Raw genomic sequence first — 15756 nt, 5'->3', positions numbered from 1 at the left:
ACTTGGCACGATGGATCCAGCAGCGCCTGCAAGCTGGGTATACTGTCGGCCATGTAGGAATATGGATACAGACCATGACTGAAGTTGCCCTGGACACCGCAACCCCCCACACCCCGTCTGTCATTCACGATATGCTGGGAAAGCTGGTCATCAGCTATCGCGAGGTGCTCGACCACCCGCAGCTGGACCCTGCGCGCAAGGTCCAGGCAGTGCTGCTCAACGATGCCGTTGGCGCGCTCATGGTGCTGTTCCCGCAGAACCAGTTGCTGGACCTGAACCGTCTGGCCGAGTTGACCGGGCGCCGGCTCACCGCCGTGCCGCTTGATCGCCTGGACAAGATGCTGGCCAAGCACGACCTCAAGCAGCTGCCCGGCCTGCCGGCACTCACCAGCTCGCCTTGCCTGTACGACGAACGGCTGCTGGACGCCAGCGACCTGCTGATCAATTCAGGCCAGCCGGGCCTGCTGCTGGAAATCACGCGCGACGATTTCCGCAAGATGCTCAACAAGGCCAGCGCCGGCAACTTCGGCGAGCCGCTGGGCAGCATCCGCCCCAACCTCGACCGCCCCCACGACGACCGCCAGGAAATCACCCAGGCGGTGCAGGCGTTTACCGCGCGGCGCATCCAGCAACGCCTGGAAGCCACCATCGAGATCCCGCCGCTGGCGGAAACCGCGCAGAAAATCATCAAGCTGCGCGTGGACCCCAACGCCACCATCGACGACATCACCGGCGTAGTGGAGACCGACCCGGCCCTTGCCGCGCAAGTGGTCAGCTGGGCGGCTTCGCCGTACTACGCGTCGCCGGGCAAGATCCGCTCGGTGGAAGACGCCATCGTGCGCGTGCTGGGCTTCGACCTGGTGATCAACCTGGCGCTGGGCCTGGCCCTGGGCAAGACCCTGAGCCTGCCCAAGGACCAGCCGCAGCACGCCACGCCGTACTGGCAGCAGTCGATCTATACCGCTGCGGTGATCGAAGGCCTGACCCGCGCCATCCCGCGGGCGCAGCGCCCCGAAACCGGGCTGACCTACCTGGCCGGCCTGCTGCACAACTTCGGCTACCTGCTGCTGGCCCACGTGTTCCCGCCGCACTTCTCGCTGATTTGCCGCCACCTGGAGGTCAACCCGCACCTGTGCCACAGCTACGTGGAACAGCACCTGCTGGGCATCACCCGCGAGCAGATCGGCGCCTGGCTGATGCGTTTCTGGGACATGCCCGAGGAACTGGCCAGCGCACTGCGCTTCCAGCACGACCCCAGCTACGATGGTGATTACGCCCAGTACCCGAACCTGGTGTGCCTGGCAGTACGCTTGCTGCGCAGCCGCGGCATCGGTTCGGGCGCCGACGAAGGCATTCCCGACGAGCTGCTGGAGCGCCTGGGGCTGAGCCGCGAAAAGGCCGAGGAAGTGGTCAGCAAGGTGCTGGACGCCGAGGTACTGCTGCGCGAACTGGCTTCGCAGTTCAACCACCATTGACCGCGGGGGAGCCGGCTTGCCGGCTCCCACGGGCTTATTTCTTCTTCGGTTTCAGGTATTTCATGATGCCCTGGAACCAGATCACCAGCGCCGGGTTGCCCTTGATCTGGATGGTCTTGTCCTGGATACCCTGCATGAACGCCAGCTGCTTGTTCTTGGCCTGCAGGGTCTCATAGCCGAAGGCGGCGTCCTTGAAGGCGATGGCGAACGCCGGGTCGGCCACGGTGCCGCCCTTGCTGGTCACGCGCATGTCCTTGACGATGAAATGCCGGGCCACCTTGCCGTCCAGGGTCTGCAGCTGGAACACCAGGTCGCGGTCCTTGAGCTGCTGGCTGAAAGCGGGGTTGGTGCGGCTGGCCCGGGCCATCAACATGCCCATGGCCCAGAGCAGAAAGCGAAACTTCATGTACGCGCCTCGGAAAAATCATCAATAGGGTACGCAGCAGTGTACCGCTATCGCCGCACGGCACCACTACAAAATCATTTTTTAACGATTTTGCCCGCAAAACAAGGTTTTTAGACGCCATATCGGCGAATTATCGGGCTGTCTAAGCAGGCAACACACTGGGCGATTCGCCACCTTTCAAAGTCGCGAAAACTCCGTCACGATAACAAACTCGAACGTGACGGTACGTTTTCAGCCTGTACGAATCAGACCGTACAAAAAAACCATCTGGCCACTCGTTTGACAGCAACACCGGGGCCCACTAGCTTCTATTGGATCCTTTACACATTGCGTTACATTTATGCAGGTAGCCCGATCGTGACAGCCAAAAAGTCGTTGAGCTCCATTCTGGGCACCGAGCAGGTTCCAGCCCACCTGGCTCGGTCAGTTATCGAGGAGAAGCTGCGCAGCGCCATATTGGACGGCCGACTACCCGCAGGCATGGCAGTACGCCAACAGGAGCTGGCCACGCTGTTCGGCGTCAGCCGCATGCCGGTGCGTGAAGCCTTGCGCCAGCTGGAAGCGCAGTCACTGCTCAAGGTGGTCATGCACAAGGGTGCAGTGGTGGCGCCACTGATCGGCGAAGACGCCGTGGACACCTACAACCTGCGCCTGCTGCTGGAAACCGAGGCACTGCGCCAGTCGGTGCCCAACCTGACCGAAGCGCACATCGCCGAAGCGCGCCATTACATCGATCAGCTCGACACCGAGACCAACCTCAGCGAGCTGGGCCGCCTGAACCGCCTGTTTCACCTCTCCTTGTATGCCGGCTCCAGCAACCGCAAGCTGCTGCGGCTGATTGAGCAGGAGCTGAACGAGGAAGAACGTTTCCTGCGCTTCCACCTGTCGTCCATGGGCTTGGGCAAACCCACCCAGGATGATCACATTGAACTGGTGGATGCCGTGCAGGACCGCGACGTCGAACGCGCGGTCACCGTGCTGCAACGGCACTTGAACAACGCATCCGCAACCATCCGGCATTATCTCGACACTCGCCAGCCGGATTGAACGGGCGCCGCGCCCAGGGAGGCGGCGCGGCCCCGGTAAGACATGCCCGGCACGGCCCGGGTGGGGGAAAGGCCGTGCACGTTCAAAACAACCCATGGTTGCTGGTCGCCAATTCCGGGCAGCCCACGCTGATGCGCCTGATCTGCTTCTCGTGCGCGGGGGCCGACCCGGCGCAGCTGTTGCAGTTGGCCGAGGACCTCGAAGACCACATCGAGCTGGTCACGGTTTGCCTGCCCGGCCACGGCGCGCGGGCCGACGAACCGGCCTTGGACGACTGGCCGCGGTTGCTTGAGCAGACCTTCGCTCAGCTCAAGCCGCTGCTGGCCGAGCCCCACGCCATGTTCGGCCATTGCCTGGGCGGCAGCATCGCCTACGAAATCGCCAAGCGGGCCATCCGCGCCTTCCCTCGCCAGACCCGCCACCTGTTCATCGCCGCCTGCCGCAGCCCCGATACTTCCCCACGCACTCCGTTGCTGCATCAATTGCCTGGCCGGCAATTGTTCCAGGCCCTCGAAGCCCTGAACGCCATTACCTCCCAACAATCGTCCGACCCTCACTTTATCGCCCAAGTCGAACCCATGCTGCGCCGCGACCTGCAACTGGCTGAATCCTGGTCGGACACGGTCGGGCATTCGCTGCAAGTGCCACTGACGGCCCTGTACGGCAGTGAAGACCCATTGGAACCCATGGCCAACATGCTGCCGTGGCAAGGTTTTACCGCGCGCGAATTCGAGCTGATCGAGCTGCCGGGCGACCATTTCTTCGTACACAGCCAGCGCCAGCGTCTGCTACATATCATCAATACCCATCTGGGCCTGCTCAGCGCCTGACTCTCCGCTTGCTTACCTCCTGTAATCGCCCCCTGATGGCAATCTGACCATTTAACGCACACTCTTTGCCTTGGCCCCAGGGCCGTGACCAGCCCATACAAACTATGGGCCGCCGACAGTCACCCATGCAGGAGCAACGCGCGCCGGGCTTGTCCCTCGATTAAATAAATCCCCCACACCAAAACTTAGAGTGCTCCGAGTGATGCATTCACTCGCTGTTATTGATTTTGACCGTAAAACGTTGAAAGGGGAGCGCTTGCGCCTCTAAAACTGGCGACGCCAGTTTTAGCGCAACCCTATTGTTTTTAAAATCATAACCCGTTGTTTTTTAACGACTTTATTTGAACAAAAACAACTTCATGGTCTAGCGTTTAGAGGGCTGAGGGGCAGCAACCAACAGCACCCATTTAGCCAATAACAATATTTTACATTTACCCACGAAAACAAAGGAGATATTCAGCCGCTTTCGAGTTGACTGCCGCAGACAAAGTTAATTCCGTTGACGACCTGTTCGAAACAGTGAGGAAGTGCCATGACCTTTCAAAACGTTGTGCTTGAACAAAAGAAAAGCGAACTGGGTGCACACCCGATCTTTGCCGAGATCAACTCGTTGCCCATATTGCAGCGTTTCATGGAAACCCATGTATTTGCGGTATGGGATTTCATGTCCCTGACCAAGCGCCTGCAACGTGAACTGACCTGCGTCAGCCTGCCCTGGCTGCCACCACGAGACCCCAAGGCCGCCAGGCTGATCAACGAGATTGTGCTGGGGGAAGAAACCGACGACCACCTGCTCGAAGGCCACTACAGCCACTTCGAACTGTACCTGGACGCCATGCGCGAGATTGGTGCCGATACCGCGCCTATCGAGCGCTTCGTGCAGCTGCAGGCCGAAGGCGTCAACTACCTGACCGCCCTGCACAGCGTCAACGCCACCCCGGCGGCGGTACGCTTTGTCTGCAACACCCTGGACACCGCTTTGCACGCGCCGGCCCACATGGTCGCGGCAGCGTTCCTGCATGGCCGCGAGAGCGTCATTCCGCAGATGTTCCAGCAGCTGCTGGACGACTGGCAAATACCTCGAGAGCAGGCACCCACCCTGCACTACTACCTGCAGCGGCACATCGAAGTCGACTCGGACGACCACGGCCCGGCTGCGCAGTCGCTGCTGGACCGCCTGGTAGACGATGACCCGCAGCGCCAACAGGAAGTGCACGAGGCGGCGCTGGCGGCCATCGAAAGCCGCATGGCGTTGTGGAACGGGCTGCGGGCGACCCTGCACGCCCGCGCCGGGGTGAGCGCATGAACGCCGCCGACTACCGCTCGTTCGCCGACGCCTGGGAAAACCGGGCCACCATCCGCACCCGACCGCGACGGCGGGTGGAGGACGACCAGCGGCTGATCTACCCGGTCAGCCGCCAGCCGCTGGTGCTCAGCGCCACCTTTGAGCGCGAGTGCCCGCAGTTGCGCGACTTCGCCCTGGTGCAGAGCTTGTACAAATTCATCCACGACGTGGTGATTTTCGAGACCGAGATCGTCAACCACACCGCCGGCGCCATCGCTCGCGGCCGGTTCGCCATGGCGCTGCCCTTTGCCTGCCGTTACGACGCCATGACCGTGGTGGTGGACGAGGACTACCACGCCCTGGTGGCCATGGATTTCATGCAGCAGACCATCGAGCTGACAGGCATAGAGCCCATCGGCCTGCCCAGTGAAATCGAACTGAGCCGGGCCATCCCGGCGGCACTGGCGCAACTGCCCGAAGGGCTGCGCCAGGCCGGCGAGCTGATCTGCGTGGCGATCGCTGAAAACACCCTGACCAACGACGTGGCCGCGTTCGCCCGCGACGCCACGGTGAAAGACTCGATCAAGGGGCTGATGGCTGACCACCTGCTGGACGAAGGCCGGCACTCGACGTTCTGGACCCGCCTGGTGCGCATCTACTGGCAAGCGGCGCCCGCCGCCGACCAGGCGCACCTGGCGCGGATGCTGCCGGCCTTCATCGAGCGCTACCTGACCAACGATATCCAGAAGGCCTTCGACCTCAGCCTGATCGAGCACCTGCACACCGATGCCGGCGTGCGTCGGGCCCTGGCCGAGGAGGTGCAGGCCCTGGCCTACCCCATCAACCACCAGCACCCGTTGCTGGCCAACATCCTGCGGTTTTTCCAGGGCAGCTCGATGCTCGACAGCCCCTGCGTGCGCGATGCCCTGGCCGCTTACCTGAGCTGATTCAAGGAGAAGATCATGAGACGTCTGCAGATCATCTTGTGCGGTTCCAGCCGGGCCTTGCGGGCCTTGGGCGCCGCCTTGCGCGAGTACGGGCACCAGGTGGACGAAGCCGGCGGCCCCGCCGACCTGCTGATCGAGGACGGCAGCGCCCCCGTGCCCGCTGGCCCCCGCTGCCTGCACCTGGGCCTGCGCGTCAGCCTGGCCAACGGCACGGCGCCACTGCCCAGCGTGCAGTGGCAGTGCTGGGCGGGCAGCGCCCAGGCCCAGCGGCTGATCATCTGCCAGGCACTGGCAACGCCGCCCAGCGGCAACGGTGCCATGCTCGGCGCGCAGGTCATCGACAGCCTGGTGGAGCGGCTGACCCTGGAGGTCAGCCGCCTCTCCCGCGACCCACAGCACTTTGCCCGCTGGCCGGCCTGCGACGCCGCGGGCCTGGCCGGCCAGCAGGGGTTGCAGGCCCTTGAGGTGCTGGCCTACCAACACGCCTTCAACCAGGCCCGACAACCGCAATGGCTGGACAGCGCGCAGCCGGCACTGGTGGAACAGCTACAGGCCAGCCTGCTACGCCATGCGCGCCAGCCAGCGTTGCTGTGGAGCGATGGCAGCCTGAGCTACGGGCAACTGCATGCCCAGGCGTTGGCGATACGCAGCGCCCTGCAACCCTGGCTGGACCGCGCCCAGCCCCCAGTGATCGGCGTGTGCCTGGGCAAGTCGCCGGCGCTGTATGCCGCGCTGCTGGCGGTGCTGGGTAGCGGCGCCGTGTTCTTGCCCATGGACCCCAGCCACCCGCCCCGGCGGCTGCAAGCAATCGCCGAAAACGCCGGCGCCGCCCTGTTGCTGCACAGCGGCAGCGCCCCGTTTCAAGCGCAAGGCATGGCCTGCCTGGGGGTTGAGGGGCTGCCAGCGGCCACGCGCACCCTGCTGTTCGATCAAACGCCGGGCAGCGAGGCGCCCGCGGTGGCCATCTACACCTCCGGCACCACCGGGCAGCCCAAGGGCGTGCTGCTCAGCCACGCCAACCTCAACCACTTCCAGGCCTGGTACCGCCAGCATGTGGCGCTGGGCAGCCAGAGCCGGGTGCTGCAGTTTTCCACCATCGGCTTCGACGCCTCGTTGCTCGACATCCTGCCCACCTTCATCGCCGGGGCGACCCTGGTGCTGCCCAGCGAAGACCAGCGCCGCGACCCCGAGCAACTGGTGGCGCTCATCAATGGCCTGGAGGTCAGCCACGCGTTCCTGCCGCCAGCGCTGCTGAGCATCCTGCCCGCCGACCGGCTGCTGGCGTTGCAGCATCTGGTCACCGGCGGCGACGTGTGCGAGCCGGCGGTGCTGGCCAACTTTGCCGGCCGCTGCCAGTTGCACAATATCTACGGCCCCACGGAAACCACGATCCTGGCGACCACCCGCCGCATGCAGCCGGGGGATAACCCGCGCCTACTGGGCCAGCCCATCGCCAACACGCAGGTGTTGATCCTCGACGAAGACGGCCTGCCGGTCGCCGACAACACCCCCGGCGAGTTGTACATCGCCGGCGCCGGCACCGGCCTGGGCTACCTGAACAACCCGGCCTTGAGCGCGGAGCGTTTCGTCAGCCTGGCGCTGCCCGATGGCCAGCGGCTGGCCGCCTACCGCACCGGCGATATCGGCCAGTGGTGCGACGACGGCATTGCCCTGACCGGGCGGCGGGACAACCAGGTGAAGATCCGCGGCTTCCGCGTCGAGCCCGAGGAGGTCGAGCACTGCCTGCGCGCCAGCGGCCAGTTCGGCCAGGTGGCCGTGGTGGTGGACGCGCAGAAGCGCCTGCTGGCGTTCGTTGCACAGCCGCGCCAGGCCGATGCGCTTGTGCACCTGACGGCTCACGCCCAGGCCCACCTGGCCGACTACATGCGCCCGCTGCACTACAGCGAACTGGCCGTGCTGCCAGCCACCCCGAACGGCAAGGTCGACCGCCATGCGCTGCTGGCGATACCCCAGGCCGCGGCCTGCGACAAGCCACGGCAAGCGCCCGCCAACGCCGCCGAGGCGAAGCTGCTGGCGTTGTGGAGCGAATTGCTGGAACTGCCTGGCGAGCAGATCTGCACCCAGGACAGCTTCTTCAACCTGGGTGGCCATTCCATCCTGCTGTCGCAGATGCTGCTGCAGATTCGCGAGCGCTTCGGCACGGGCATTTCCATCAACCGCTTCATCGAACAACCGACCCTGCAGCGCCTGGCCGAACTGGTGGCCGGCGTGCAGGACCAGGTGCGCCAGGTCAGCCCCCAGGCGTTGAGCGACGCCTTCCGCGAACTGGATATCCACGCCCTGCCCATGGACCGCCTGGGCGACGTGCACAAGGTGGTGGTCACCGGCGCCAACAGTTTCCTCGGCGTGCACATCGTCGAGGCGCTGCTGGCCTGGGGCGCCACCGAGGTGGCGTGCCTGGTGCGTGCGCAGCCCGGCGCCAGCGCCAGCGAACGCTTCCAGCAAGCGCTGGAGGAGAACCGCCTACTGCACCTGGACCTCAGCCGCGTGCGCGTGCACGCCGCCGACATCACCCAGCCAAAACTGGGCTTGAACGATGCGGTGTACGCGGATATCGACCAGCGCTACGGCGCACTGATCCACAATGCCGCGGTGGTCAACCACGTGCTCGACTACGAGGCGCTGGCGGCCAGCAACGTCGAACCGGTCTTCCACTGCCTGCGCCTGTGCGAAGGGCGCAGCAAGAAAATCTTCAATTTCGTCTCCACCCTATCGGCCTCCAGCGTCATCGACGCCGACGGCAACGTGCGCGAGGAACCGCCGGCCGACACCCCGCCCATCTACATCCGCAACGGCTACAACCTGTCCAAGTGGGTGGCCGAACGCATCCTCCAGCGCGCCCGCGAGCAAGGGGTGTGGGCCAACCTCTACCGCCCCGGCAATATCACCTTCAACAGTCGCACCGGGGTGTGCCAGCCGCACCGCAACCGGTTGATGCTGATGCTCAAGGGCTCGCTGCAACTGGGCCAGGTGCCGGCACTGAGCCTCAACTTCGACCTGATGCCGGTGGACTTCCTGGCGCGCTTCCTGGCCTTCCACAGCAGCCGCTACCAGGCCCGCCACGCGGTGTTCAACCTGCACAACCCCGAACCATTGAGCTGGGCCAGCTACGTGGCGGCGTTCCGCGAGGCGGGGCGCGACTTCGAGCTGGTCAGCGTGGCCCAGTGGCAACAGCAGCTGGGCCGGGTGGACGCCGACAACGCGCTGTTCGGCGTGCTGGGCTTCTACCTCGACGGCTTCGAAGAAGACATCGGCGACATCTCGCGCATCGACCACGGCAACGCCCGCGACGGCGTGCAGCGCATGGGCGAGCGCTACCCCAGCAAGACCCCGGCGCTGCTGCGCAAGGGTTGCGCGTACCTGAAGGAAATCCAGTTCATCTGAGTCATCCCCACCCCAAGGAGAAGCACCATGAACGCACTCGTACCCGATACCCTGATCCGTCACCCCCAGGGCTGCACCGTCAGCGCTGAAGTGGTCATTGACGCCGACGCCGATGCGGTGTGGGCGCTGGTTGGCAACTTTGCCGGTTTCAACAAGTTCATCCCGGCGCTGGCGCGCATCGACATGCTCGGCGAAGGGCCGCGCTCGTTGCGCATCAAGCACTTCGCCGATGGCGAGAACATTGTCGTCGAGCAACTCAACAGCCATGACAGCCAGGCGCGGCGCATGACCTGGAGCCTGATCTACACCACCCTGGACATCGGCAACCTGTGGGCCTCCATGGAGGTATTCGCCGATGGCCCGGGCAGGTCCCGGGCGTTGTGGACCATCCAGGGGGAGCCTGCGAAGGGCGGTGCCGAGGCCCTGCCTGGGTTCAAGCAGTTCCTGCAGGGCTTTGCCGATGACGCCATGGGTAACGCCCGCAAGCTGTTCGAATAACCTGTGTTTTGTGGGAGCTGGCTTGCCAGCGAGTTTTTCGCGCCTCAACAGCTCGCTGGCAAGCCAGCTCCCACAACCGCTGCCCAACGTCCGGGTTGTTGCAAAATGTGCAAAGCTTCATGAAAATAAGACTAATTATCATTCATGCAGTTTCGCGCAGCGCATCATCATGCCCTCCCAAGAAAATGCCGTGCACTCGCTCTACCATCACCACCACGGCTGGCTCAACGCCTGGCTACGCAGCCGGCTGGGCAACGCCGCCGATGCCGCGGACCTGGCCCAGGACACCTTCCTGCGCCTGCTGCAGCGCACCGAACGCCTGGAGCTGAGCGCGCCGCGCGCGTTCCTGCGCACCATCGCCCGGGGCCTGGTGATTGACCACTGGCGCCGCGAGGAACTGCACCGCGCCTACCTGGAAACCATCGCCCACCTGCCCGCCGCCCAAGTGCCGTGCCTGGAAACCCGCGCGTTGCTGCTGGAGCTGCTGGAAGGCATCGCGCGCCTGCTCGACGGCCTGAAGCCCAAGGTGCGCAAGGCGTTCCTGCTGTCCCAGTGCGAAGGCATGCGCCACCAGGACATCGCCGTACAGATGGGCATTTCCCTGCGCTCGGTGGAGCGCTACGTGGCTGACGCGCTCTACCACTGCTACGTGCTGCGCTATGAACACTGAGCCGGGCGCCGCGCCCGACCCGCAGATGGTGCGCCAGGCCATCGACTGGATGCTGCGCATGGGCAGCGAACGCGCCAGCCCGCGCCTGCAACGCCAGTGCGCCGACTGGCGCGCCGCCGACCAGCGCCACGAGCTGGCCTGGCAGCGCATCCAGGCCATGAGCCAGGAAGTGGCCAGCCACTACCGCGCCGTGCCAGGTGCCGGCCAGGCACTGGAAGCCAGCGCCCAGCGCCTGGGCCGGCGCCAGGCGCTGAAGCTGCTGGGCGTGGTGGCGCTGCTGGGCAGCGCCGGCTGGTTGGGCCGCGACCTTGAGCAGTGGCAACAATGGTCATCGGACTTCGCCACCGGCGTCGGCGAGCAACGCCGCTTCAACCTGCCCGATGGCTCGCAGCTGCAGCTCAACACCCACAGCGCCGCCGACCTGCGCTTCAACGCCCGGCAACGGCTGGTCAGCCTCAGGCATGGCGAAATAATGATCAGCTGCCAGCCCGACTCGCGCCCGTTCCAGGTGAGCAACCGCGACGGCCTGTTCGAAACCGCGCAAGGGCGTTTCAGCGTGCGCCAGCAGGACACCTGCACGCGCCTGAGCGTGACCAGCGGCAAGGTCGCGATCTACCCGGCCCAGGGCGGCGCGCTGACCTGGGCCCAGGCGGGCCAGAGCTGGCAGCTGGACCAGCAGGGCCTGCGCCTCATCGCCCGCCCGGACATGGACATGGGTGCCTGGGCCGACGGCCTGATCGTCACCCGCGACATGCGCCTGCAGGCGTTCCTCGAGGAAGTGGGGCGCTACCGCCACGGCTACCTGGGCTGCGCCAGCGGGATCGCCGACCTGCGCCTGTCCGGCGTCTTCCGCCTGGCCGACACCGACGCGCTGCTGGCCCTGCTGCCACAGACCCTGCCGGTACAGGTGCGCACCCGCACGCGGTTCTGGGTGCAGCTGGAACCGGCGTGAGCGGCGGAGAATTTTTTGGCGGGTTTTGCCGCGCCAACCGGCTTGGACAGTAATCAACCTGTTCATGCCCCTTTGGAACCGCACCATGACCGGCAAAACCCCCGCACTCTCCCTGCTGCTGTCCACCGCCATGGGCCTGGCCGCCCTGCCCCTGGCGGCCCACGCCGCCGCTGTCGACACCCCCCAGGCCGCCAACCGCAGCTACGACATCGCCGCCGGCAGCCTGGGCGATGCGCTGAACCAGTTCGCCCGCCAGGCCGGCATCACCCTGGCCGCCACCCCGGCGCAGACCCAGGGCAAGCAAAGCCCTGGGCTGCACGGCAGCTACGATATCGAACAGGGCTTGAGCACCTTGCTGGCCGGCAGCGGCCTGCGCGCCAGCAGCGCCGACGGTGCCAGCTTCATCCTGCAAGCCACCCAGGACCAGGCCATGACCCTGCCCAGCACCGACGTGCGTGGCTTTGCCCTGGGCAACGCGCTGGGCAGCATGGACGGCTACAACGCCACCCACAGCCAGGTGGCCACCAAGACCAGCACCGCCGTGCTGGAAACCTCGCAGAGCGTGTCGGTGGTCACCCGCCAGCAGATGGACGACCAGGGCGCGCAGACCGTGTCGCAGACCATGCGCTACACCCCCGGCGTGCTCACCAACCCCTACGGCGCCACGCACCGCTACGACTACGTGGCCATGCGCGGCTTCAACGACGGCTCGGTGGACAACATCTACATCGATGGCCTCAAGTCCATGGGCGACAGCGGCACCTACAGCACCATGCAGATCGACCCGTACTTTCTCGAGCGGGTCGACATTCTGAAAGGGCCATCGTCAGTGCTCTACGGCCGCAGCTCGCCCGGCGGCCTGGTGGCGCTGACCACCAAGAAACCGCTGTACGAGGCCTACCACGAAATCCAGGCCACCGTCGGCACCCAGGGCCAGCACGGCGTGGGCTTCGACTTCAGCGGCCCGCTGGATGACGACAAGCGCATTGCCTACCGCGTCACCGGTCTTACCCACGAGGCCGACACCCAGTTCGACCACAACGAAGAAAAGCGCTACGCCATCGCGCCCACCCTGAGCATCGACTTCGACGAAGACACCTCGCTGACCCTGCAGGCCTACCTGCAGCACGACCCCGAGGGCGGCTACCACGGCGGCCTGCCTGCCGACGGCCTGCTGCACCAGCACAATGGCCAGCGCATCTCCGAGCACTTCTTCGAGGGCGAGCCGGGGGTGGACCACTACAGCCGCGACCAGCAGTCGTTCGGCTACCAGTTCGAGCACCGCTTCAACGACGTCTTCACCGCGCGGCAGAACTTCCGCTACCTGGATTCCAAGGTCGACCTGGCCCAGGTCTACGGCTACGGCTGGGTGTCGCCCAGCAGCAACGAGCTGAACCGCTACTACTCCGGCGCCAGCGAGAAGCTGCACTCGTTCATCATCGACAACATGCTGCAGGCCGAGTACTTCACCGGCGCCGCCAAGCACACCACCCTGCTGGGCCTGGACTATCAACGGCGCAAGACCGTGGTCGACTGGACCAGCGGCTCGCTGGCGCCCATCGATGCCTTCAACCCGGTGTACGGCAATTCCACCATCAGCTACTACAGCCCCACCAGCTACCTGCGCCGCCTGCAACAGACCGGCGTGTACCTGCAGGACCTGATCGAGCTGGACAAATGGCGTTTCTCCCTGGGCGTGCGCCAGGACTGGGTGAAGACCTCGGATGAAAACCGCATCGCCGAATACAACCGCCCGCTGGGCACCACCATCAGCGACGAGCGCAGCAAGCTGACCACCCGCGCCGGCGTGCTCTACCTGTTCGACAACGGCATCGCGCCGTACCTCAGCTACTCGGAGTCGTTCAACCCCAACTCCTACTCCGACGCTAGCGGCAACCCGCTGCCACCCACCGACGGCACCCAGTGGGAAGCCGGCCTGAAGTACCAGCCGCCGGGCTCGGACAACCTCTACACCGCCTCGGTGTTCCGCATCGACCAGGAAAACCTGGCCACCAAGCTGCCCCAGGAAAACTTCTACCGCGCCATCGGCGCCGTGCGTTCCCAAGGCGTGGAGCTGGAAGCGCACCTGCAACTCACCGACAACCTGAAACTGCTGGGCAGCTACACCTTCACCGACCTCAAGTACACCAAGTCGATGATCAGCACCCTGAGCACCGCCGACAACCTCATCGAGAACAAGGGCAACTCGCCCACCCAGGCGCCGCGGCAGATGGCGTCGATGTGGGCGGACTACAAATTCAGCGACGGCGCGCTGGATGGCCTGCGCCTGGGCGCTGGCGTGCGGTACGTGGGGTACAGCTGGGCCGATGCCGAGAACACCACGAAGGTGCCGGCCTATACCCTCTACGATGCCTCGGTGGGCTACGACCTGGGCAAGCTCGGCCTCAAGGGCCTGGACCTGCGGGTGAACGCCAACAACCTGACCAACGAGAAGTACGTGGCCACCTGTGCCAGCCTGAACTTCTGCTACGTGGGCGAGGAGCGCAACGTGGCGGCGACCTTGAGTTATCGGTTCTGAACCCCGGACGCGGCCTGCGGCCGCTGCTACGGACCTTCGGCACCGCCGCTCTGTAGCAGCGGCCGAAGGCCGCGTCAGGCATCACACGTTATATTCGGTCTCAAGCTCATCGAGCTGGTGATCGAACGCACGCAACCGGGCCGACCAGGTGTACACCAGGGTCTCCATCTCGCGGTCCACCACCGCACCACCCTTGATGGTGGTGCGCGGGTCGCAGAAGTCCAACAGGTAGCGCTGGCGCGCCAGCGCCGTGGCCACGGTGGACAGCTCGCGGGCGTTGTCCAGCCAGTGCCATTGGCTGTCGTGGATTTCCTCGTCGAGCCCTTCGCACTGGCGCTTCAGCGCCTCCAGGGATTTCTCCAGCGGCGTGCCCGCCAGGTCACCCATCACCTCCTGGAAGGTGCGCCCGGGTTGCCAGTAGCTGCCCCAGAAATAACGGTCGAACACGGTCTCGACCTTGCGCAGGGCAACCTTGGTGTCCCAGATGCGTACCAGGGTGTGGCCCTGGGTTTCTCGTCGTTTTTTCAGCTGGGCGTTTTCGTGCGCCGACCAGGCCAGTACCGCCATCGCCAGCACGCCGATCAGGCCCAGCGCGCTATTGAAGAACACCAGGGCCTGCTCGATTTGATGGGCCTGGACGACCCCGTAGAAGTAGGTGGCAGTGATCAATCCGAGCGCCGTGGTGGCGCACCAGAAGCCAGGAGCATAGGAATCTTTCATAGTTATTATCATCCCATTGACCCGGGGCCAGTGATGACTGAAAGAATCCGCGTGAGTACCGCCGCGCGGTCATGAACAGACCACAGGAACCCGATAAATCAGAGCATAGGACAGCTTGCGGGGAGTGTTGCCTGCAAAAGTCAAAAGCACGGCGGCAGCGGATAAGCGGCAGGGTCAGCGCACTTTGTGCAGCAGTTCGTTGAGCTGGTCGATGACTTCCGCCCAGTCGGCGTCCTCGAGGATTTCGTCGCGCAGGAAGGCGGCCTGGGCAGGTGTCCAGAAGAACGCCTCATGCAGTTTCAGGCCGGGCTTGAGCGGCGAGTGGCTGGTGACGAAGCGCTCGATTTCCACTGGCGAGGAGGCCAGGCCCAGCTGATCGAACAGGGCGGGCAGGCTATGGCTGGGCGATTCCATGTGGGTACCCTCGGGGTCAACTAAACTCTTATTAAAGGTAATTTTGACGCTGGCGTCGAGGGGCAACCCCGGAGGTTCATGTGGGCGCTGTGATTGTGCTGACCGTTAACCAGGCGGCAGTCGGGTTGATCCTTTTCGGCCTGGTCATGCTGGCCATCGAAGCACTGCTGCCGACCTATGGCGTGCTGGGCGTGGGTGGCCTGGTGGTGCTGTTGCTGGGCGTGGTGGTACTGGTGGATGCCCAGGGGCCGGATATCGCGGTGTCGGGCACACTGTTGTTGGCCATGGCGGCCGTGGCGGTGGTGCTGGTGATCACGGTGCTGGCCATGGCCATCAGTGCGGCACGGCGCCGGCCGGTGGGTGGCGACAGCGAACTGGTAGGCCAGGTGACGCCGGTGTCGGCGCTGCAATCGGACAACCCCTGCGCCGGCTGGGTGCAGCTGCAAGGCGAGCAATGGCAGGTGCGCTGCGAGGCGCCACTGCAACAGGGCGAGCCCGTGAAGGTGCTGGCCCGCCGCGGCGTGCAGCTGGAAGTGGCCGCGGCGAAACCGCCCACGGGAGCGTGAAC

The 15756-nt window shown here is 65.0% G+C and carries 14 protein-coding genes; 11 read left to right on the top strand and 3 right to left on the bottom strand.

Features of this window, described 5'->3' with window-relative positions; all coding sequences use genetic code 11:
• Nucleotides 1–74 precede the first annotated feature (74 nt).
• On the top strand, nt 75–1475 hold the full coding sequence (locus AC0J42_RS00945) for an aminoacyl-tRNA deacylase and HDOD domain-containing protein (RefSeq protein WP_416421811.1): 1401 nt from the start codon (nt 75–77) through the stop codon (nt 1473–1475).
• A gap of 34 nt (nt 1476–1509) precedes the next feature.
• On the opposite strand, the gene AC0J42_RS00940 is transcribed toward AC0J42_RS00945, so the two are convergent.
• Nucleotides 1510–1881 carry a helicase gene (locus AC0J42_RS00940; RefSeq protein WP_416421810.1) on the bottom strand — a complete coding sequence of 124 codons (372 nt, stop codon included), beginning with the start codon at nt 1879–1881 and terminating at the stop codon, nt 1510–1512.
• 357 nt (nt 1882–2238) lie between these two features.
• Here AC0J42_RS00940 and AC0J42_RS00935 point away from each other — a divergent pair, with 357 nt between their 5' ends.
• From AC0J42_RS00935 to AC0J42_RS00895, 9 genes are all read left to right on the top strand, one after another.
• Nucleotides 2239–2928 carry a GntR family transcriptional regulator gene (locus AC0J42_RS00935; RefSeq protein WP_416421809.1) on the top strand — a complete coding sequence of 230 codons (690 nt, stop codon included), beginning with the start codon at nt 2239–2241 and terminating at the stop codon, nt 2926–2928.
• 74 nt (nt 2929–3002) lie between these two features.
• A complete protein-coding gene (locus AC0J42_RS00930) occupies nt 3003–3758 on the top strand; it encodes a thioesterase II family protein (RefSeq protein ID WP_473005048.1) in 756 nt (251 codons plus the stop codon).
• A gap of 532 nt (nt 3759–4290) precedes the next feature.
• Complete coding sequence (locus tag AC0J42_RS00925; RefSeq protein WP_473005047.1) at nt 4291–5064, top strand: DUF3050 domain-containing protein; 774 nt, start codon at nt 4291–4293, stop codon at nt 5062–5064.
• The gene (locus AC0J42_RS00920) at nt 5061–5990 is read left to right on the top strand and encodes a diiron oxygenase (RefSeq protein WP_473005046.1); all 930 of its coding nucleotides are present in this window, start codon (nt 5061–5063) and stop codon (nt 5988–5990) included. The genes AC0J42_RS00925 and AC0J42_RS00920 overlap by 4 nt, the downstream gene beginning before the upstream one ends.
• Before the next feature lie 15 nt (nt 5991–6005).
• Nucleotides 6006–9395: an amino acid adenylation domain-containing protein gene (locus tag AC0J42_RS00915; protein ID WP_473005045.1), complete on the top strand. Its 3390-nt coding sequence runs from the start codon at nt 6006–6008 to the stop codon at nt 9393–9395.
• A gap of 27 nt (nt 9396–9422) precedes the next feature.
• Nucleotides 9423–9893 (top strand): SRPBCC family protein, encoded by a 471-nt coding sequence (locus AC0J42_RS00910; RefSeq protein ID WP_473005044.1) that lies wholly within the window; start codon nt 9423–9425, stop codon nt 9891–9893.
• 169 nt (nt 9894–10062) lie between these two features.
• Entirely contained in the window at nt 10063–10563 is a 501-nt protein-coding gene (locus AC0J42_RS00905) for a sigma-70 family RNA polymerase sigma factor (protein WP_473005043.1), read from the top strand.
• Entirely contained in the window at nt 10553–11515 is a 963-nt protein-coding gene (locus tag AC0J42_RS00900) for a FecR domain-containing protein (protein WP_473005042.1), read from the top strand. The genes AC0J42_RS00905 and AC0J42_RS00900 overlap by 11 nt, the downstream gene beginning before the upstream one ends.
• 85 nt (nt 11516–11600) lie before the next feature.
• Nucleotides 11601–14054, top strand: coding sequence for a TonB-dependent siderophore receptor (locus AC0J42_RS00895; protein ID WP_473005041.1), 2454 nt, complete (start codon nt 11601–11603; stop codon nt 14052–14054).
• Between the two features lie 81 nt (nt 14055–14135).
• Here AC0J42_RS00895 and AC0J42_RS00890 read toward each other — a convergent pair whose 3' ends face one another.
• Together AC0J42_RS00890 and AC0J42_RS00885 are read right to left on the bottom strand one after the other, a co-directional pair.
• A complete protein-coding gene (locus AC0J42_RS00890) occupies nt 14136–14774 on the bottom strand; it encodes an NADH:ubiquinone oxidoreductase subunit N (protein ID WP_473005040.1) in 639 nt (212 codons plus the stop codon).
• Between the two features lie 174 nt (nt 14775–14948).
• On the bottom strand, nt 14949–15188 hold the full coding sequence (locus AC0J42_RS00885; protein ID WP_027980809.1) for a DUF2789 domain-containing protein: 240 nt from the start codon (nt 15186–15188) through the stop codon (nt 14949–14951).
• A gap of 80 nt (nt 15189–15268) precedes the next feature.
• Here AC0J42_RS00885 and AC0J42_RS00880 point away from each other — a divergent pair, with 80 nt between their 5' ends.
• The gene (locus AC0J42_RS00880) at nt 15269–15754 is read left to right on the top strand and encodes an NfeD family protein (protein ID WP_473005039.1); all 486 of its coding nucleotides are present in this window, start codon (nt 15269–15271) and stop codon (nt 15752–15754) included.
• Nucleotides 15755–15756: the final 2 nt, after the last annotated feature.

The sequence above is a fragment of the Pseudomonas sp. Tav-5-1A genome, assembly GCF_055755055.1.
The sequence above is the reverse complement of the archived record's forward strand: the minus strand, read 5'-3'. Positions and strand labels throughout refer to the sequence as shown.